Source organism: Cellulosimicrobium sp. NPDC057862, assembly GCF_042797035.1.
Taxonomy (GTDB): Bacteria; Actinomycetota; Actinomycetes; order Actinomycetales; family Cellulomonadaceae; genus Cellulosimicrobium.
The window spans coordinates 1-18,111 of record NZ_JBHVMH010000017.1; the positions used below are offsets into that span (position 1 = coordinate 1).

Here is an 18,111-nt window from a genome sequence, read left to right on the forward strand (position 1 = left end):
GCTCGGATGCGAAGGGGCGTCAGAGCGGCGCTCCTAGAACCCACGGCCGAAGGGCCGGGGTGACGGCGCCGCAGCCCCGAGCACCGAGGCCACCCCCACCGCGGACCCAACCCAGCGGGCCCGATGCTGCACCACGGTTCTACCTCGCGCGACCACGGTTCTTCCTCGGCGGACCGAGGTTCTGCCTCGGCAGGTCAGGCCTCGTCGTCGAGGGGGTCGCCGTGGCGGCGGCCCAGGACGTCGAGCCGCGCCCAGAGGATCGCGAGCGCGGCGCCGCCACCGATCTCGGCCGCGGCGAGCGCGCCGACGACGAGCGCGTCGGCGCCGACGACCTCGAGCCGACCGGGCCCGACCGCTCCGCCCGCGAGCCAGCTCACGAGCCCGACGAGGAGGCCTGCGCCGAGCGCGACCCCGCCCAGGGCGAGGCCGACGTCGAGCCACCGGACGTCGTCGTCCGGGTGGGTGCCGGTCACGTCGCGCAGGCGGCGCCACACGAAGGCCCCGGCCACGACGCCGAGCGCGACGACGACGGCCGGCACCCAGGGCGTCACCGCGTTGGTCCAGTCGTCGCCGGGCAACGCGCCGAGCAGGGGGATCGCCGGCAGCGCGCCGGGCTCGGAGCCGGTCGGGGCGAACGTGCTGCCCTCGCCCACGGCGAAGCCCGGCCCGACGAGCCAGGCACCCGCCCAGGCGACGACGTTCGGCAGGACCGCGAGCTGCGCGAGCGCGAGGACGATCCCACCGACGGTCCCGGGCACGAGCCCGGCGACGATGTCGCCCGACGTCGCGCGACCGGCGACGAGCCACGCCCCGACGACCACGGCGGAGACGCCGGCCAGCAGGCTCGTGCCGAGCAGGCCGCCGCGCAGGCCCAGCCGCACCGACGGCGGGAGCCACCCGTCGAGCCGCTGCGTGAGGTCGCCGACGAAGGGAGCGTCCGGCCGTGCGAGGATCCCGGCCCCGAGGCCGAGCCCGCCGACGAGCGCTCCCCCGACGACGGCGACCGCGAGACCCCAGGGCGGTGTCGACCCCGCGAGGAGCGCGACGCCCAGCGTCGCGAGCGCGTAGGTCACGGTGCCCGTGACCCACGCGGACGTCGTCGTGTGCGCGGAGCGCCGCGCGGACGCGAAGCAGCAGAACAGCGCGAGCGCGGTGAGCCCGAGCGGGACCAGCGTGACGGTCGTCCCGCTCGCGACGAGGGGGACCCCGTGGCCGAGGAGCCAGAAGCCCGCGGCGATCGTCACGGACTGGCCCCACCCCGTGCCCTCGGAGGACCCGGTGGAGGACGCGAGGAAGGCCACGACGCCCGGCAGGACGACGACCGCGAGGGACAGCGCGAGCGCCTGGAGCGCGGCGAGCACGCCCGACGGCCCGCGCCGGACCACGACCGGTGCAGGGGCCGGGCTGCCGTCCACGGTGCGCGTGCGCGCACCACGCGTCGTGCTGGTGGTGCTCATGGTGCCCATCGTCGTCGATCGAGTGGTCGGTACGTGGCATTCGCCCCGGCGCGCCAGCCTACCCGCGCCTACGATCGGTCCATGACGACGGCGCCCGCCCCCACCGCGTTCGTCCTGGGTGGCGGTGGCGTGCGCGGCGCGGTCCAGATCGGCATGCTGCGGGCGCTGCTGGAGCGCGGCATCACGCCCGACCTCGTGGTCGGGACGTCGATCGGCGCGATCAACGGGGCGGCCCTCGCGGCGGACCCGACGCCCGCCGTCGTCCCCCGCCTGGAGTCCGCCTGGTCGTCGCCCGCGGCCGCGCAGGTCTACGGCGAGGCGTGGTACCGGCAGGTGCACCGGCTCGCGACGACGCGCACCCACCTCGCCAGCCCGGCGCCTTTGCGCGCGCTCCTGCGCCAGGTGCTCGGCGAGCGCACGACGTTCGCCGACCTCCCCGTGCCGCTCGTCGTCGCCGCGGCCTCGATCGAGCGGGCGGCCGAGCGCTGGTTCAGCGACGGCCCGCTCGTCGAGGCCGTGCTCGCCTCGGCGTCCGTGCCGGGTGCACTGCCGCCCACGCGCATCGGGGACGAGCACTACGTCGACGGCGGCGTGGTCTCCTCGATCCCGCTGGGCGAGGCCGTGCGCCGCGGCGCGCGGACGGTCTGGGTGCTCCAGGTCGGCCGGATCGAGGAGCCGCTGCGGCCGCCGCGGACCGCGGTCGAGGTCGCGAAGGTGACGTTCGAGATCTCCCGGCGGCACCGGTTCGCGCGCGAGCTCGCCGAGGTCCCCGACGACGTGACGGTCCACGTCCTCCCGAGCGGCGGGCCGCTCCCCGGCGACGACCGGCTCTCGTCGTCGCGCCGGCTCGACACGACCCGAGCGCGCGCCGCCTCGTCGTACGCGGCGTCGCGCCGCTACCTGGACGAGCTGGGCGACGCGTGAACGTCGCGCCCCCGCCCCGCTGGGTCCGCCGGCTGCTCCTCGCACCGGCCGTCGTCGTCCTCGCGGTCCTGCTCGTCCCGACGAGCATCATGCTCGTCCTGCTCGTCGGCGGCATCGTGAGCTGGGCGCTGCCCGGCCGCCTGCGCGCGCCGCGCGTCCTGTGGGTCGCGAGCTTCTACGTCGTGTGGGACGCCGCCGCGATCGTCGCGCTGTTCGGCCTCTGGGTGGGCTCGGGGTTCGGGTGGGCCCTGCACCGCCCGGCGTTCCGGCGCGCGCACGTCCGCCTCGCGGGCGCGATGCTCTCGGTGCTCTTCTGGCAGGTGCGCTGGACGCTGCGGCTGCGGATCGACGTCGACCTCAGCGAGGCCGACGGGCTCGACGGGGCCCCGGTCCTCGTGGTGAGCCGACACGCCGGGCCCGGCGACTCGTTCGTCCTCATGGACCGCATCGTCAACGCAGCGGGGCGTGAGCCGCGCGTCGTGCTCAAGGACACGCTCCAGTGGGACCCCGCGATCGACGTCCTGCTCCACCGAGTCCCGGCGTACTTCGTGGTGCCGCGCTCGCGGCGGCCGCGCGGCGCGCCGTCGGGCAGCGAGGCGGTCGCCACGCTCGCCACCGATCTCGCGCCCGACTCCGCCGTGCTGCTCTTCCCCGAGGGCGGGAACGTCACGCCGCGTCGCCGCGACGCCCGGATCGCGGCGCTGCGCTCCTCCGGCGAGCACGACCTCGCCGCGCTCGCCGAGGGGATGCCGCACGTCATGGCGCCGCACGTCGGCGGCTTCCTCGCCGCGCTCGACGCGACGCCGACGACGGGCGTGGCGGTCGTCGCGCACACGGGCCTCGAGCGCCTGGTCACGGTGCGCGACATCTGGCGCGAGCTGCCGATGGACAAGCGCCTCACGCTCAAGATCTGGGCGACGCCCCGCGAGGCGCTCCCGGCGGGCGACGAGGAGCGCGCCGCGTGGCTCTACGCGCAGTGGGTGCGTCTCGACGCGTGGCTGGCCGCCTCGGGAGCGCCGACGGTCCCGAGCGGCGACCGCGACCCGACCCCCTGACCGGCCGGCATCGGGCACGGGCCCGGACGCACGACGCCCCGCGACCGGCGGAGCGGTCGCGGGGCGTCGGGTGCGTGGACCCGGGTCAGGGGTCCTGCGGTGGAGCCGGGGTCAGGCGAGGACCTCGCGCAGGAGCGCGGCGGTCTCGGACGGCGTCTTGCCGACCTTGACGCCGACGGCCTCGAGGGCCTCCTTCTTGGCCTGCGCGGTGCCCGCGGAGCCCGAGACGATGGCGCCGGCGTGGCCCATCGTCTTGCCCTCCGGAGCGGTGAAGCCCGCGACGTAGCCGACGACCGGCTTGGTCACGTGCTCCTTGATGTACGCCGCGGCACGCTCCTCGGCGTCGCCGCCGATCTCGCCGATCATGACGATCGCCTGAGTCTCGGGGTCGTTCTCGAACGCCTCGAGCGCGTCGATGTGCGTGGTGCCGACGATCGGGTCGCCGCCGATGCCGATGGCGGTCGAGAACCCGAGGTCCTTGAGCTCGTACATCATCTGGTAGGTCAGCGTGCCCGACTTCGACACGAGACCGACGGGGCCCTTGCCCGTGATGGTGTGCGGGGTGATGCCGGCGAGCGACTCGCCCGGCGTGATGATGCCGGGGCAGTTGGGGCCGATCATGCGCGTCTTCTTGCCCTGGAGGTAGGCCCAGACCTCGGCCGTGTCCTGGACGGGGACGCCCTCGGTGATGACGACGATGAGCGGCATCTCGGCGTCGACGGCCTCGATCGCGGCGTCCTTGGTGAACGCCGGCGGGACGAAGAGGACGGACACGTTCGCACCGGTCTCGGCCATGGCCTCGGCCACGGTGCCGAACACGGGGAGCGTGACGTCGTTGCCCTCGTGGTCCTTGTGCGTGACGGTCGTGCCGGCCTTGCGGGCGTTGACGCCGCCGACGATCTGCGCGCCCGAGTCGAGCATGAGGGCGGTGTGCTTGGCACCCATCCCGCCGGTGATGCCCTGGACGATGATCTTGGAGTCGGAGTTCAGGTAGATCGACATGGTGTTCTCTGTCTCAGCTTTCCGCGTCTTCGGGCGATCAGGCGTTGGCCAGCTCGGCAGCCTTGTCGGCCCCGCCGTCCATGGTCTCGGCGAGGGTCACGAGAGGGTGGTTCGCCTCGCGCAGGATCGCGCGGCCGAGGTCCACGTTGTTGCCGTCGAGGCGCACGACGAGCGGCTTGGAAGCCTCGTCGCCGAGGATCTCGAGCGCACCCACGATGCCCTTGGCGACCTCGTCGCACGCGGTGATGCCGCCGAAGACGTTGACGAACACCGACTTGACCTGCGGGTCGTTGAGGATCACGTCGAGGCCGTTGGCCATGACCTGCGCGTTGGCGCCGCCGCCGATGTCGAGGAAGTTGGCCGGCTTCACGCCGCCGTGGGCCTCGCCCGCGTACGCGACCACGTCGAGCGTGCTCATGACGAGCCCTGCGCCGTTGCCGATGATGCCGACCTCGCCGTCGAGCTTGACGTAGTTGAGGCCGTTCGCCTTGGCCTTGGCCTCGAGCGGGTCGGTCGACTCCTTGTCCTCCAGCGCCTCGTGGTCCGGGTGGCGGACCTCCGACGCGTTGTCGTCGAGCGTGACCTTGCCGTCGAGGGCGATGATCGAGCCGTCCTCGGTGCGGACGAGCGGGTTCACCTCGACGAGGGTCGCGTCCTCGGCCGTGAAGACGGTCCAGAGCTTCTGGATGACCGCCGCGACCGGGGCCTTGAGCTCCTCGGCGAAGCCGGCGGCGTCGACGATCTCGCGCGCCTTGGCCTCGTCGATGCCCACGATCGGGTCGACCGCGACCTTGGCGAGCGCCTCGGGGCGCTCGACCGCGAGCTGCTCGATCTCCATGCCGCCCTCGACGGAGCACATGGCGAGGTAGTTGCGGTTCGACCGGTCGAGGAGCACCGAGAAGTAGAACTCCTCGGCGATCTTGGCGCCCTGGGCGACCATGACCCGGTGGACCGTGTGGCCCTTGATGTCCATGCCGAGGATCTCCGACGCCTTCTCGGCGGTCTCCTCGGGCGAGTGGGCGAGCTTGACGCCGCCGGCCTTGCCGCGGCCGCCGGTCTTCACCTGGGCCTTGACGACCACGGTGCCGCCGCCGAGCTTCTCAGCGCCTGCGCGGGCCTCCTCGGGCGTCGTCGCGACGACCCCGCCCAGCACGGGCACGCCGTGCTTCTCGAAGATGTCGCGCGCCTGGTATTCGAACAGGTCCACCCTGCTGCGTCCTTCCGTCTGATGCGCCGTGTGCGGCATGACCGATGTCTCGACATCAAGACATCCCCGTACAGGGTAGCCCGGGAAGGCGTCGGCTCCTATCGCGCGGTGGCACCCGACGGTGGCCGCCGCGTGTTCCGTTCGTCACGCGGCGTCCCGGGCGGTGCGCGGTCAGTCCGCGACCGGCACGCCCACGAACCGCACCGGCGTGCTGCCGTCCGAGACGGTCGTCGAGCCGTCGGGCACGTCGACGACGACGGAGTCGGAACCCGTGTCCGGCCAGACGACGGTCACGCGGGACGTGACGCCCGGGTTCAGGGAGCCGACCTGCAGGTCCGCGAGCACGTTGCGCTCGTTGAGGTCGTAGAACGTGGGCTCCACGAGGTAGTCGACCGGGTAGACGCGCACGCCGCCGTCGAGCAGGGTGACGTTGCTCGCGCCCAGGAGCCCGCTGCCGAGGTCGCCGCGGCCGTCGCGGACGGACCCGAGCACGCTCACGAACGTCGCGTAGTCCGCCCCGTCGTTGCGCACGTCGAGGGTGCCGACGAGGTAGCCGCCCGCGCGTCGCACCTCGACGAGCTCGACGTGCAGGCTCTGGACGTCACCCACCGTGTCGCGGTGCTCGAGCGTGACGCCCCCCAGACCGTCGACCGTCGGCCCCTCGGCTGCGGCGACGTCGCCGGTCGGTCCCTCGACGACGACCGGCTCGTCGGCGGCGGTGAACTCGACCGTGACCCGGCGGTTCAGGGAGCGCGCCTCGTCCGTGAGCTCGGTCGTGACCGGCTCCCGCTCGCCGCGGCCCTCGACGCGCACGTCGAACCGGCCGAGGTCGGCGACCTGGCCGAGCCGGTCAGCCACGGCCTGCGCCCGGCGCTCGGACAGGTCCTGGTTCGCGGCGTCCTCGCCCACGTCGTCCGTGTGCCCGACGACCACGAGCTCGCCGTCGGCCGCGAGCGCGAGCTCGCCCGCCACGGCCTCGAGCGCGGTGTCCGCCTCCGGGCCCAGGTCGGCGGAGTCGACGCCGAACAGCACGTCGGAGCTCACGTTGACGCTCACCTTCTCGCCCGTGTCGCGCGTGCGGACGGCGTCGTCGGCCGTGGCGCTGTACGTCTCGAGGACGGCGGTCGGCGCCACGACGTCGTCGACGCCGGCCGGGGCGAGGTCGGCCACCGGCACCGTGAGACCGTCGGCGTCGGCGGCGGCCACCACGGGGACGTCCTCGACGAGGCCGAGGGACGGCACGAGGACCGCGATGCTCGGCGTGGTCGGCGCGTCGAACGCGACGAAGCCCACGACCGGCTCACGGCCCGGCGCGATCATGTACTGCTCGCCGAGCGCGGCGAGCGCCTTCCCGGAGCCCGATCGCGCCGCCTCGCGGACGACACCGGCGTCGAGGTCGACCAGCCGCACCCCGTCGAACGAGTCCTCCTGGTCCGAGATCGCCCGGTTCCCGAACACACCGCCGGTCAGCAGCGACCCCTCGCCGCCGCTCGCCCCGACCTCGATGCGCAGGACCGCGAGGTCGCCGTCGACGACGAGGGGACCGACGGTGCCCTCGAGGTCGAGCCCGAGGACGTCGCCCCGGACCGCAACGGGTGTCGGGTCGGTGGAGAACGCGGTCGCCTCCGTCGTGCTCGCCGCCGGACCGGGGTCCGGGGCATCGGCGCCGCAGCCCGTGAGGGCCAGGGCGACGACCGCCGCGACCGGAGCGACACGCGCTGCCCTCCGCGTTCCGTACCGGTGCTGCATCGCGAGATCTCCCCTGTGGCTCGACGTCCCGCGCGCTCGTGCCGCGCGGCGGCACGACAGTAGCCGACCGGTCCCGACCCCCGGATCGGCGTCCGCCGTTGTCAACGCGAGTTGACAACATGGCTGCGTCAACCTAGATTGACAGCCATGGAACCCGTCGACATGGACGCCGCGAGCAGCACCGACCCCGACACGGGGCTGCGGGCCGTGCGGTCGCTGCGCGTGCTCGCCGAGCGCCTCGAGGCGCTGCAGGTCGAGCACGCCCGTGCGCTCGGCTGGTCGTGGCAGGAGATCGCCGACCGGCTCGGCGTCTCCCGTCAGGCCGTGCACAAGAAGTACGGGGCGTCCCGCACCACCAGGAGGTCATGACATGTTCGAACGCTTCGCCGCCGACGCTCGCGAGACGGTGGTCGGCGCCCAGGAGGTGGCACGCTCGCGCGGCGACGATGCCATCGACGCCGTGCACCTGCTCCTCTCCCTCGCCGGCCAGGACGGCGGCACGGGCGCCACCGCGCTCGCCGCCGTCGGTGTCGCGACCGACGACCTCGAACGCCACGTCGACTCCGCGAGTCGTCACGACACGCTCGACGGTCCGGCGCTCGCCGCCCTCGGGATCGACCTCGACGAGATCCGTGCGCGCACGGACGCGGCCTTCGGGCCGGGGGCGCTCGACCGGGCGGGCGACGACGAGCGCCGTCGCGGGCGACGCAACCGGCGCTCGCACATCCCGTTCACGCCCGAGGCGAAGAAGGCGCTCGAGCTCTCGCTGCGCGAGGCGGTGCACGAGGGGTCGCGAACCATCGACTCGGGCCACGTCCTCGCCGCGGTCGCGCGCGCGAAGGGCTCGACGGCGCACCGCGCGCTGGTCGACGCGCTCGCGGAGGCAGGGTCGGACGTCGCAGGCCTGCGCGCCGCGCTCACCACGCAGCACCGCCAGGCCTCCTGAGGGTCCGCCGGCCCTGCGGCTCCCGTCAGCCGCAGGCCCGGTCCCGTCAGCCCGACGGGACCGGGCCGGTGAACGCGTCGAGGTCCCACCCCGCGGCCGTCGCCAGCTCGCGGTAGGAGCGCTCGAAGAACGCGAGCAGGACGGCGTCGGGGTCGGCCGCGTCGCGCAGCACCCCGCACGGGAGCACCGCCTCGCGCAGGCCCGGGTCCCAGTACCCCGGGGTGAGGTCGAGGTCGGCCGCCCCCGGCGGCTGCGGGTACGCGTACGCGTAGACCTGGTCGGCGTGCGTCGTCGGGTCGCCGGGCCAGTAGCCGACGGCGAGGTTCTCGGCGTTCTCCGCGTAGCGGTAGATGGGCTCGACGTCGTCCGGCTGGTGGAAGGGCCGCCCGTTGAACAGCGTGAGTCCCAGGTCGAACGCACCCCAGTAGAAGCGCGGCCCGCTCGACTTGCCGTAGAACCCGGAGCGGAACCGCTCCATCACCGCGACGACCCGCTGGACGGTCACGAGCCACGTGCGCGTGAGCTCGCCGTCCCACTCCCCGACCTCGGTGTCCTCCTCGAAGGGCACGGGGTCGGGGATCTCGCGCGGGGTCGACCACACGCGCACGGGCACGGTGAGGCGGTCGAGGCACGCGAGGGTGCGGGCGTAGAAGTCGGCGACGGACATCGGCCCCAGTCCGATGGTCTCGGTGCGTCCGTCGGACGTGCGGAACGCGACGCGCTCCGCCACCAGGTCGATCTCGACGTCGAGCGCGCGGTCACCGACCTGCATCACGGGCGTGACGAAGCCGCGCGACGTGACGTGGAAGGCGACGTTCCACCAGTGGTTGACGAACGGCGTCAGGCCGAGCACGACCTTGCCGATCACCTGCGTGAACAGGTGGAGCGGTCGCCGGGTCGGCTCCCAGCGCCGCACGTCGAGGTCGGGCCACGGGGCGGGACGGGCGGCCGGCTGGGTCACGGGAGGCTCCTCGGGGCTCGGTCGTCCTGCCACGGTAGGACGCCCCGCGCGCACGTGCCCGACGACGGGGTGACGCCCGGCCACGACCGCGCACCTACCGTCGAGGGGTGCCTGACGTGACCTCGCTCCACGACCGCCCCGACGACCGCTCGCCCTCCACACCATCCCTCCGCGCCGGGAGTGCGGCGCGCGACGGGCAGCCCTGGTCGAGGGGAGCCGTCGTGCTCGTCGCGAGCGTCCTGCTCGGCGGCCTGACCTCGTACGCCCAGGGGTTCCTGCCCGACGCCGTGGCCCCCTTCGCGAACTCGGCGAGCGGCTGGACGCTGCTCACCGCTCTCCTGGTCGCCTGGTCGGCACGCGACCCGCGGGTCCGGACCGGGCACGCCGCCACGCTCGGTGCCGCGAGCTTCGTGCTGCTCACCCTGGGTTACACCGTGGCCGCCGACCTCCGCGGGTACTTCTACGACCCGACGATGTTCGGGGTCGTCGGTCTCGTCGTCGGCCCGTTCGTCGGGGTCGCGGCGGCGTGGCTGTGGCGCACCGGAGTCCGCGCCGCCCTCGGCACCGCGGTGCTCGTGGGCGTCGGCCTCGGCGAGTCGGTGTACGGGCTCACGACGGTCGTCGAGACGACGGGCGCCACCTACTGGGTCGCGATCGGCGTCGTCGCGCTCGTCCTTCTCGGCGGCATGCTCGCACGTCGGCTCCGCGGAGGCCTGCCGGTCACGATCGCCGTCGCAGGCACCGCCGTCGTCGCCGCAGCGTTCGTCCTCGCCTACCGCGCGCTCGGCACGATCGGCTGACCCGCGCAAGGCGTCCACGTGTCGGCGGGCGCGACCGGCCGGTCGACCGCCGCGCTCGTCAGAGCTTGGTGACGGGCGAGTACCGCAGCAGCAGCCGCTTGGTCCCGTCCGCGCCGAAGTCGATCTTCGCGACGGCGTTCGGCCCCGCCCCCTCGAGCGCGACGACCGTCCCGAGCCCGTACGCGTCGTGCGTGACCTTGTCTCCCACGGAGAGGTTCGGCACGTCCCCGTCGGCGCGCGGCGTCGCCGACCCGAACTTCGCACCTCCGGACGGCGAGCCGAACGCGGCGCGGGCAGGGGCCGACGACGACGGGTCGTGGCGGGTCTGGCGGGAGCGGCCCGAGGAACGAGGGCCGCGGACGGTAGACCCGTCGTCGTCGGCCCCTGACCGCGCCCCCGACCCGAACCCGGACCGCGAACCGGACCACGAGCCCGAGCCCGAGCCGCGACCCCAGACCGACCCGCCCGCGCGCAGGGTCGCCATCGACGACTCGCGCCGCCGCCAGTCCCACAGCTCCTCGGGGATCTCCTCGAGGAACCGGCTCGGCGGGAACTCGTTCGCCATGCCCCACGCCGACCGCACCGCGGACCGCGAGACGTAGAGCCGCTCGCGCGCACGGGTGATGCCCACGTAGGCGAGGCGGCGCTCCTCGGCGAGCTCGGCGTCGTCGTGCAGGGACCGCATGTGCGGGAACGTCCCGTCCTCCATGCCGGTGAGGAACACGACGGGGAACTCGAGGCCCTTGGCCGTGTGGAGCGTCATGAGCGTGACGACGCCCGGGTCCTCCTTCTCCTCGCCCTCGGCGTCCTCGTCGGCGCCGTCGTCCGCGGGGATCTGGTCGGCGTCCGCGACGAGCGAGACGCGCTCGAGGAAGTCGGACAGCGTGCCCTCGGGGTCGAGCTCCGTGAACTCCGTCGCGACGGCGTGCAGCTCGGCGAGGTTCTCGACGCGCGTCGCGTCCTGCGGGTCGTCGCTCGCGCGCAGCTCGGCGAGGTACCCGGTCCGGTCGAGGACGGCGCCGAGGATGTCCGACGGCGTCGCGCCGGAGTCCGCGAGCTCGCGCAGCCCCGTCATGAGGTCGACGAACGCGCGCAGCGGGTTGAGCGTGCGGTTGGTGAGGCCGGGGATCTCGTCGATGCGGGCCAGCGCCGCGCCGAACGAGATGCGCTCGCGGTCCGCGAGCGCCGCGACCGCGCCCTCGGCCCGGTCGCCCAGCCCGCGCTTGGGCGTGTTGAGCACGCGGCGCAGGTTGACGTCGTCGTCGAGGTTGTCGATCGCGCGCAGGTACGCCACGGCGTCCTTGACCTCGCGACGCTCGTAGAAGCGCGTGCCGCCGACGACCTTGTACGGCAGGCCGACGCGGATGAGCACCTCCTCCAGCGCGCGGGACTGCGCGTTGGTCCGGTAGAACACCGCGACGTCGCCGGGGCGCACGCCGTCGGAGTCGCCGAGGCGGTCGATCTCCTCGGCGACGAACCGCGCCTCCTCGTGCTCGTTGTCCGCGACGTAGCCGATGACCTTGGCGCCCGCGCCCGAGTCCGTCCACAGGCGCTTGGGCTTGCGGTCGGGGTTGCGCGAGATGACGGCGTTGGCGGCCGAGAGGATGTTCTGCGTCGAGCGGTAGTTCTGCTCGAGCAGGATGGTGCGGGCGTCCGGGTAGTCGGCCTCGAACTCGAGGATGTTGCGGATCGTGGCGCCGCGGAACGCGTAGATCGACTGGTCGGCGTCGCCGACGACGGTGAGCTCGGCGGGGTCGAGCGCGGGGACCTGCGCCTCGCCCGTCCCGCTCGTCGCGGCGTCGGTCGCCGCCGAGTCCTCGCCGACGCCCGCGAGCTCGCGCACGAGCACGTACTGCGCGTGGTTGGTGTCCTGGTACTCGTCGACGAGCACGTGCCGGAACCGGCGGCGGTAGTGCTCCGCGACGGCCGGGAACGCCTGCAGCAGGTTGACCGTCGTCATGATGATGTCGTCGAAGTCGAGCGCGCTCGCCGCGACGAGCCGCGCCTGGTAGCGCGTGTAGACGTCGGCGAGCACCTGGTCGAACTCGGGCACGCTCGCGCCGTGCTGGCCGCCGCGCGCCGCGAGACCGTCGTCGGTCGCGTGCGCGCCCGAGTCGCGCGCGTACGTCTCGGGGTCGATGAGCTCGTTCTTGAGGTCCGAGATCTTGTTGGCGAGCGAGCGGGCCGGGTACTTCTTGGGGTCGAGGTCCAGCTCGCGCGTGACGAGCGTGATCAGGCGCTGCGAGTCCGCGGCGTCGTAGATCGAGAAGCTCGACCGCAGCCCGAGCGTCTTGGCCTCGCGCCGCAGGATGCGCACGCACGCCGAGTGGAACGTCGAAACCCACATGTTCCGCGCACCCGGCCCCACGAGCGTCTCGACGCGCTCGCGCATCTCCGCCGCGGCCTTGTTGGTGAACGTGATAGCGAGGATCTGCCCGGCGTTGGACCGGCGCGTCGCGAGCAGGTACGCGATGCGGTGCGTCAGCACACGTGTCTTGCCCGACCCCGCGCCAGCCACGATGAGCAGCGGGCCACCCGCGTGCACGACGGCCTCGCGCTGCTGCGGGTTGAGCCCGTCGAGCAGCGCCTCGGGGTCGAGGTGGGCGTACCGGCCGCGGCGCTCGCCCGGTGCGGAGCCCGACGGCGCGCCGTCGCCTCGCGTCTCTGCCCCGCCCGCGGTGCCGTCCCCGGCGGGCGACCCGGCGCCGTCGGGCACGGCCGGGTCGTCGGTCCAGCGCGGGGCGGTCCGCGGGAGGCGGGACTCGCCGCCGTGGTCGACGCGCGGGCCGTCGAACAGCGTGTCGAGGCCGGGCAGCGGGAGGTTCTCGAAGAGCGAAGCCATAGCCCCTCCAGCCTAGGCGCCCGCGCCCACACCCGGTGCCGCCCCGCCGATGAGTCCTGTCGTCCGCGACGGTCTCCCCGTTCGTCCGCACCACCTACCGCACCACCTGCCGCACACGAAGGAGCCCACCATGGCGACGACCCACCTCACGGGCGTGCACACCGTCGCGGTCCCGGTCACCGACCAGGACCGCGCGCTCGCCTACTACACCGGGACGCTCGGCTTCGAGGTCCGCATGGACGGCGAGCTCCAGGAGGGGTTCCGCTGGATCGAGGTCGCTCCCCCGGGCTCCGCGACGTCCGTCGCGCTCGTCGCGGCCGGGGACGGCCTCCCCGCGGGCGTCGACACCGGCATCCGCCTCACGACCTCCGACGCGGCCGCCGACCACGCGGCGCTCACCGGCGCCGGGGCGAGCACCGGCGAGCTCCTGCTCTGGGAGGGTGTCCCGCCCATGTTCTCGCTGCGCGACGTCGACGGGAACACGCTCTACGTGATGGAGATCCCCGGCTGATCAGGGACTCCACCACCGGTCAGGTGATCGCGAGCCCGACGCCCCACGTCGCCGCCGCGAGGAGGCCACCCAGGAGCTGGACGAGGATCGTGATGCCGGTGGCCTGCATGGCGGCGACGGTCGCGCGCCACGCGGCGCGACGGTCGCGGCGGCGAAGCAGCTCGGCGACGAACACCGCGAGCACGAAGCCGATGAACAGGCCGATCACCGGGATGACGAAGAACCCGACGACGCCCGCGATCCCGCCCCACACGAGGGTCGACCACGGGACGTCCGCGCGGCGCATGTGGCGGCCCGCGAGCACGTACTGCGACACCTCGGCGGCGACCACGAGCACCGCGGCGACCGCGAAGACGACCCACGCGGCGGTGCCGCCGGTGACGATCGCCCACACGAGGATCGCGCCGAGCACGAGCACGTTCCCGGGCAGGATCTGCACGACGATCCCGATCAGGCCGACCAGGATCGCCAGCCCGACGAGGACCTCTCCACCGATGCTCACGGGGGAAACCCTCGCACGTCGGTCGCGCTACGCACTCCCCGCGAGCGGCACCAGCCGCGGGTGCGCGACGCCGTCGACCACCCAGGACCTGATCATCGCGCTGAACAGGTCCGGGTCCTCCGCGCTCCACTGGTGGTGCATCCCGGGCGCGAGGCGCACGACGGCGTCCGGGACCCGGCGGGCGATCGTCCCGAGCGCGGAGCGGGCGGCGCGCAGGTCTCGCGAGCCGGCGACGGCGAGGACGCGCGCACCGGATACCTCGAGACCGGCCGGCCAGCACCCGTCGTAGACCTCGCGCACCGTCCGGGCCATGTTGTCGCGGCGGATCGCGAGGCCGGACCTGACGAACAGGTCGCGCGCGTCCGCGGGGAGGCCGAAGGAGCGCGCTTGCGCCGCCCAGTACCAGCGCCGGTCCCACACCCGGAGCTGCGCCCGCCCGAACGCCCCGGTGAGCCCGCGCACGCCGTCGACCGCCGCGCCGGACGCGACGACCGAGCGGACCAGCCCGGGGTGCCGGGCCGCAGCGTGCAGGGCGACGACCCCGCCGTACGACAGCCCGACGAGGTGGACGGCACGGCCCGTGGGCAGCGTCGCGACGAGGGCGGCCACGTCGTCGGCGGTGGCGTCGAGCGACACCACGTCCTCGGCCGCACGGGACCCGAAGCCCGGCAGGTCGGGCGTCCACAGGTCGAGGTCGGCGAGGTGCTCGACCTGCGGCTCCCACATCCATGACGCCACGTTGCCCCCGTGCAGCAGGACGACGGAGGCGGCGTCCCTGCCCGGGGCGCCCGGGCGTCTCGGCGGGTGGTGCACGACGGCGTCCGGCACGGTCACGCGAGCACCTCCCGCTCGGTCTCGTCGAGCCACGTAAGCTCGGTCCGGGCGTGGGCGAGCCCGTGGCGCAGGGTCGCGAGCCGGAGCGCGAGCCCTCGGGTGTCGCGGACGCGGTCCGCGTCCGGCCCGCCGTCCGCGAGGACCGCCGCGACCCGCTCCTCCTCCGCGGCGAGCGCGGCGATCGTCTCCTCCGCCAGCGCGCGACGGGACGCGAGGAGCGTCGCGACCCCGTCGTCGTCGAGCTGGTCCGCGAAGAAGACGCGGCCGAGGAAGGGCTCGCGGGAGTCCTCCGGCTCCAGCGGCGAGGCGAGCCAGTCGCGCAGCGCCGCGCGGCCGGCGTCGGTGATCGTGTGGACCTTCCGGTCGGGGTAGCTCTCCTGGGGCACGACCTCGACCTCCGCGAGCCCGGCGTCGACGATCGCGGCGAGCGTGCGGTAGAGCTGCGAGCGGTCGGCCGCCCAGAAGTGGCGCACGGAGGAGTCGAACGCGCGCTTGAGGTCGTAGCCGGTCATGGGCCGGACGGTGAGGAGCCCGAGGACGAGATATCGAAGGACCATGCGACTAGTGGACCATGCACCTATTCGAAGGTCAACGCCTCGGGGACGACGAAGGCCCGCCGACGGACGATCCGTCGACGAGCCCCGCCGGGTCGCTGCGGTCAGTTCCAGAAGACCGCGACGAGGATGTTCACGAGGGTCAGGCCACCGATGGCGTGCTTCACGCCCGGCGCGACGGCGCCGTCGGCCGCCTTGGCCCCCTGGCGCTTGGCGACGAACGCGAGCACGGCGATGACGAGGGCGATGACCAGCTTGACGCCGATCTTGGCCATGTCCGGGCCGCCGCTGGCCCAGTCCTTCCAGACCGACGCCTCGCCGATGCCCACCATGGCGACCCCCGCGACGAGCGCGGTGAGCGCGCCGTGGAAGACGCCCTTGTACAGGCCCGGCGAGCGCAGGGACGCGAGGTAGCCGCCGAGGACGATGGCCCACCCGATGAAGTGCAGCGCGACGAAGACGTTGTAGAGGAACTCCATGGCGCCATCCTATTTGCTGACGACCCTGTCGTGAAAGTTTGCACAAAGTGAGATGCGTCCGGGTCGCGCGCGGTGCGCACCGCCCGGGCCACGGCGAGCGCCACGGGCTCGACAAACCAGACTAGAACGGTCTAGTATTTCCGGTTTCCCACCATGCGGACCGGGGCTGTCCACGCCGCTGGACCCCCGCTATCGTTCAGGGCATGACCACGGCAGCCCGCACCCTCCTCGTGACCTCGCGTCACGGGATGCCGGCGTGCGCGCACACGTGTCTCAGCTGTTGTCGCTGAACCGCGCCCGACTCAGCGCGAGCCCTGGCTCGCCTCTCTCCCCGAGAACCCCTGAGAACCGGCGCGCGCCGTCGGTCCTCAGCCACTCGCACCCTCGCTGAGCGCTCGCCGTCGCGCGTCCCCGCCCCCGCACGAGGACACGAGGAACCCCGATGACGCAGGTCACGACGGTGCCGGACGCCACCCCGGCCCGACCTGAGCGCCCGGCCCGCACCGGTGAGCGGCCCGCCCGCCCGGCGCGCGCCGCCCGGCCGAACGGGCAGTGGAAGGTCGACGGCACCGAGCCGCTCAACGGCAACGAGAAGTGGAAGCAGGAGGACGGCGGGCTGTCCGTCCGCGAGCGGATCGAGACGATCTACGCGCGGGAGGGCTTCGACTCCATCACCGGCGACGACCTGCACGGGCGGTTCCGCTGGTGGGGTCTGTACACCCAGCGCAAGCCCGGGATCGACGGCGGCAAGACGGCCACGCTCGAGCCGCACGAGCTCGAGGACCGGTACTTCATGCTCCGGGTCCGCATCGACGGCGGCGCCCTGACGACCGAGCAGCTCCGCGTCATCGCGGACATCTCGAAGGACTTCGGCCGCGACAGCGCCGACATCACCGACCGCCAGAACATCCAGCTCCACTGGGTCGAGGTCGAGAACGTCCCGGAGATCTGGCGCCGCCTGGAGGCCGTCGGCCTCCAGACCACGGAGGCGTGCGGCGACGTCCCGCGCGTCGTGCTCGGCAGCCCGGTCGCGGGGATCGCCGCCGACGAGCTCATCGACATCGGCCCGGCCGTCGCGGGGATCACCGAGAAGTACATCGGCGTCCCGGAGCTGGCGAACCTCCCCCGCAAGTTCAAGACCGCGCTCACGGGTCACCCGAGCCAGGACGTCGTGCACGAGATCAACGACGTCGCGTTCGTCGCGCTCCGCCACCCCGAGCTCGGCATCGGGTTCGACCTGTGGGTCGGCGGCGGTCTGTCCGCGAACCCGCGCCTCGGCGAGCGCCTCGGGGCGTTCGTCGCCGAGGAGCAGGTGCCCGACGTCTGGCACGGCGTCGTGCAGATCTTCCGCGACTACGGCTACCGCCGCCTGCGCAACAAGGCGCGGCTGAAGTTCCTGCTCGCCGACTGGGGACCGGAGAAGTTCCGCGAGGTCCTCGAGACCGAGTACCTCGGGTACGCGCTGCCCGACGGCCCGCCCGCCCCCAAGCCGCCGGTGCCCGGCGACCACGTGGGCGTGCACAAGCAGAAGGACGGTCTCAACTACATCGGCGCGGCACCCTACGTGGGGCGCGTGTCCGGGACGATCCTCGCGAACGTCGCCGACCTGGCCGAGTCCGTCGGGTCCCACCGCGTGCGCCTCACGCCGCACCAGAAGCTGCTCGTGCTCGACGTCCCGGACGAGCACGTCGAGCACGTCGTCTCGACGCTCAAGGCCAACGGGCTCGACGCCGCCCCGAGCCCGTTCCGCCGCAGCACCATCGCGTGCACCGGCATCGAGTACTGCAAGCTCGCCATCGTCGACACCAAGGACACCGCCAGCGCCACGATCGACGAGCTCGAGAAGCGGCTCGGCGACCTGTCGCACATGAAGCCGCTCTCGCTGCACGTCAACGGCTGCCCCAACTCGTGCGCGCGCATCCAGACGGCGGACATCGGCCTCAAGGGCCAGCTCGTGATGGACGACGACGGCGAGCAGGTCCCGGGCTTCCAGGTCCACCTGGGCGGCGGGCTGGCGTCGGACGACCGCGAGGTCGCCGGGATGGGCCGCACCGTCCGCGGGCTCAAGGTCACCGCGACCGACCTGCCCGACTACGTCGAGCGGGTCGTGCGGCGGTACGAGGCCGACAAGGACGGGACCGAGACCTTCGCCGAGTGGGCGCACCGAGCCGACGAGGAGGCGCTCCAGTGAGCGAGGACCAGGGCGCGACGACCACCACCGCCGGCGCCCCGCCGTCGGGCACCGCCGACCCGCTGGCCGCGCTGCGCGCCGCGGCGAGGGCGAAGGC

At 73.7% G+C, this 18,111-nt stretch carries 17 protein-coding genes; 7 read left to right on the forward strand and 10 right to left on the reverse strand.

Translation table 11 applies throughout. The annotated features are described in order from the left end of the window. Positions 1-194: 194 nt before the first annotated feature. On the reverse strand, positions 195-1,457 hold the full coding sequence (locus ACFVN3_RS17150; RefSeq protein ID WP_378234147.1) for a DUF6350 family protein: 1,263 nt from the start codon (positions 1,455-1,457) through the stop codon (positions 195-197). Between the two features lie 81 nt (positions 1,458-1,538). Between ACFVN3_RS17150 and ACFVN3_RS17155 the strand changes: the two genes are divergently transcribed. After that, positions 1,539-2,381 carry a patatin-like phospholipase family protein gene (locus tag ACFVN3_RS17155; RefSeq protein WP_378234149.1) on the forward strand — a complete coding sequence of 281 codons (843 nt, stop codon included), beginning with the start codon at positions 1,539-1,541 and terminating at the stop codon, positions 2,379-2,381. Next, positions 2,378-3,436: a 1-acyl-sn-glycerol-3-phosphate acyltransferase gene (locus ACFVN3_RS17160; RefSeq protein ID WP_378234150.1), complete on the forward strand. Its 1,059-nt coding sequence runs from the start codon at positions 2,378-2,380 to the stop codon at positions 3,434-3,436. The genes ACFVN3_RS17155 and ACFVN3_RS17160 overlap by 4 nt, the downstream gene beginning before the upstream one ends. A gap of 111 nt (positions 3,437-3,547) precedes the next feature. Here the strand turns inward: ACFVN3_RS17160 and sucD are convergent, their stop codons facing one another. The 3 genes from sucD to ACFVN3_RS17175 all read right to left on the reverse strand — a co-directional run bounded on the left by sucD (position 3,548) and on the right by ACFVN3_RS17175 (position 7,394). Further along, positions 3,548-4,438, reverse strand: coding sequence for a succinate--CoA ligase subunit alpha (sucD, locus tag ACFVN3_RS17165; protein ID WP_378234151.1), 891 nt, complete (start codon positions 4,436-4,438; stop codon positions 3,548-3,550). Positions 4,439-4,475: 37 nt separating this feature from the next. Continuing rightward, a complete protein-coding gene (sucC, locus tag ACFVN3_RS17170) occupies positions 4,476-5,645 on the reverse strand; it encodes an ADP-forming succinate--CoA ligase subunit beta (protein ID WP_087471387.1) in 1,170 nt (389 codons plus the stop codon). A 171-nt stretch (positions 5,646-5,816) separates the two neighbouring features. Then, positions 5,817-7,394 (reverse strand): OmpA family protein, encoded by a 1,578-nt coding sequence (locus ACFVN3_RS17175; RefSeq protein ID WP_378234152.1) that lies wholly within the window; start codon positions 7,392-7,394, stop codon positions 5,817-5,819. 147 nt (positions 7,395-7,541) lie between these two features. Here ACFVN3_RS17175 and ACFVN3_RS17180 point away from each other — a divergent pair, with 147 nt between their 5' ends. Together ACFVN3_RS17180 and ACFVN3_RS17185 are read left to right on the forward strand one after the other, a co-directional pair. Next, positions 7,542-7,763: a helix-turn-helix domain-containing protein gene (locus ACFVN3_RS17180; protein WP_378234153.1), complete on the forward strand. Its 222-nt coding sequence runs from the start codon at positions 7,542-7,544 to the stop codon at positions 7,761-7,763. 1 nt (position 7,764) lies between these two features. Continuing rightward, a complete protein-coding gene (locus ACFVN3_RS17185; RefSeq protein ID WP_378234154.1) occupies positions 7,765-8,340 on the forward strand; it encodes a Clp protease N-terminal domain-containing protein in 576 nt (191 codons plus the stop codon). A 46-nt stretch (positions 8,341-8,386) separates the two neighbouring features. Here the strand turns inward: ACFVN3_RS17185 and ACFVN3_RS17190 are convergent, their stop codons facing one another. Next, complete coding sequence (locus ACFVN3_RS17190; RefSeq protein WP_378234155.1) at positions 8,387-9,301, reverse strand: DUF5996 family protein; 915 nt, start codon at positions 9,299-9,301, stop codon at positions 8,387-8,389. 107 nt (positions 9,302-9,408) lie between these two features. Between ACFVN3_RS17190 and ACFVN3_RS17195 the strand changes: the two genes are divergently transcribed. Then, positions 9,409-10,101: a DUF6518 family protein gene (locus tag ACFVN3_RS17195; protein WP_378234156.1), complete on the forward strand. Its 693-nt coding sequence runs from the start codon at positions 9,409-9,411 to the stop codon at positions 10,099-10,101. A 58-nt stretch (positions 10,102-10,159) separates the two neighbouring features. Here ACFVN3_RS17195 and pcrA read toward each other — a convergent pair whose 3' ends face one another. Continuing rightward, positions 10,160-12,943: a DNA helicase PcrA gene (gene pcrA, locus ACFVN3_RS17200; protein ID WP_378234157.1), complete on the reverse strand. Its 2,784-nt coding sequence runs from the start codon at positions 12,941-12,943 to the stop codon at positions 10,160-10,162. A gap of 130 nt (positions 12,944-13,073) precedes the next feature. Here pcrA and ACFVN3_RS17205 point away from each other — a divergent pair, with 130 nt between their 5' ends. Continuing rightward, the gene (locus tag ACFVN3_RS17205; protein WP_378234158.1) at positions 13,074-13,454 is read left to right on the forward strand and encodes a VOC family protein; all 381 of its coding nucleotides are present in this window, start codon (positions 13,074-13,076) and stop codon (positions 13,452-13,454) included. 19 nt (positions 13,455-13,473) lie between these two features. Here ACFVN3_RS17205 and ACFVN3_RS17210 read toward each other — a convergent pair whose 3' ends face one another. The 4 genes from ACFVN3_RS17210 to ACFVN3_RS17225 all read right to left on the reverse strand — a co-directional run bounded on the left by ACFVN3_RS17210 (position 13,474) and on the right by ACFVN3_RS17225 (position 15,823). Then, a complete protein-coding gene (locus ACFVN3_RS17210; RefSeq protein WP_378234160.1) occupies positions 13,474-13,956 on the reverse strand; it encodes a DUF456 domain-containing protein in 483 nt (160 codons plus the stop codon). A 27-nt stretch (positions 13,957-13,983) separates the two neighbouring features. Next, positions 13,984-14,790 (reverse strand): alpha/beta fold hydrolase, encoded by an 807-nt coding sequence (locus ACFVN3_RS17215; RefSeq protein WP_378234162.1) that lies wholly within the window; start codon positions 14,788-14,790, stop codon positions 13,984-13,986. Further along, on the reverse strand, positions 14,787-15,347 hold the full coding sequence (locus ACFVN3_RS17220; RefSeq protein ID WP_378234163.1) for a PadR family transcriptional regulator: 561 nt from the start codon (positions 15,345-15,347) through the stop codon (positions 14,787-14,789). The genes ACFVN3_RS17215 and ACFVN3_RS17220 overlap by 4 nt, the downstream gene beginning before the upstream one ends. Before the next feature lie 101 nt (positions 15,348-15,448). Continuing rightward, positions 15,449-15,823, reverse strand: coding sequence for a hypothetical protein (locus ACFVN3_RS17225; protein ID WP_378234164.1), 375 nt, complete (start codon positions 15,821-15,823; stop codon positions 15,449-15,451). 442 nt (positions 15,824-16,265) lie between these two features. On the opposite strand from ACFVN3_RS17225, the gene ACFVN3_RS17230 reads away from it, so the two are divergent. Further along, a complete protein-coding gene (locus tag ACFVN3_RS17230) occupies positions 16,266-18,014 on the forward strand; it encodes a nitrite/sulfite reductase (protein ID WP_378234165.1) in 1,749 nt (582 codons plus the stop codon). Positions 18,015-18,111: the final 97 nt, after the last annotated feature.

Coding starts and splice junctions, on each gene's coding strand:
- ACFVN3_RS17150 (WP_378234147.1), bottom strand. CDS start 1,457: ATGAGCACCACCAGCACGACGCGTGGTGCGCGCACGCGCACCGTGGAC.
- ACFVN3_RS17155 (WP_378234149.1), top strand. CDS start 1,539: ATGACGACGGCGCCCGCCCCCACCGCGTTCGTCCTGGGTGGCGGTGGC.
- sucD (WP_378234151.1), bottom strand. CDS start 4,438: ATGTCGATCTACCTGAACTCCGACTCCAAGATCATCGTCCAGGGCATC.
- ACFVN3_RS17175 (WP_378234152.1), bottom strand. CDS start 7,394: ATGCAGCACCGGTACGGAACGCGGAGGGCAGCGCGTGTCGCTCCGGTC.
- ACFVN3_RS17180 (WP_378234153.1), top strand. CDS start 7,542: ATGGAACCCGTCGACATGGACGCCGCGAGCAGCACCGACCCCGACACG.
- ACFVN3_RS17185 (WP_378234154.1), top strand. CDS start 7,765: ATGTTCGAACGCTTCGCCGCCGACGCTCGCGAGACGGTGGTCGGCGCC.
- pcrA (WP_378234157.1), bottom strand. CDS start 12,943: ATGGCTTCGCTCTTCGAGAACCTCCCGCTGCCCGGCCTCGACACGCTG.
- ACFVN3_RS17205 (WP_378234158.1), top strand. CDS start 13,074: ATGGCGACGACCCACCTCACGGGCGTGCACACCGTCGCGGTCCCGGTC.
- ACFVN3_RS17220 (WP_378234163.1), bottom strand. CDS start 15,347: ATGGTCCTTCGATATCTCGTCCTCGGGCTCCTCACCGTCCGGCCCATG.
- ACFVN3_RS17225 (WP_378234164.1), bottom strand. CDS start 15,823: ATGGAGTTCCTCTACAACGTCTTCGTCGCGCTGCACTTCATCGGGTGG.
- ACFVN3_RS17230 (WP_378234165.1), top strand. CDS start 16,266: ATGACGCAGGTCACGACGGTGCCGGACGCCACCCCGGCCCGACCTGAG.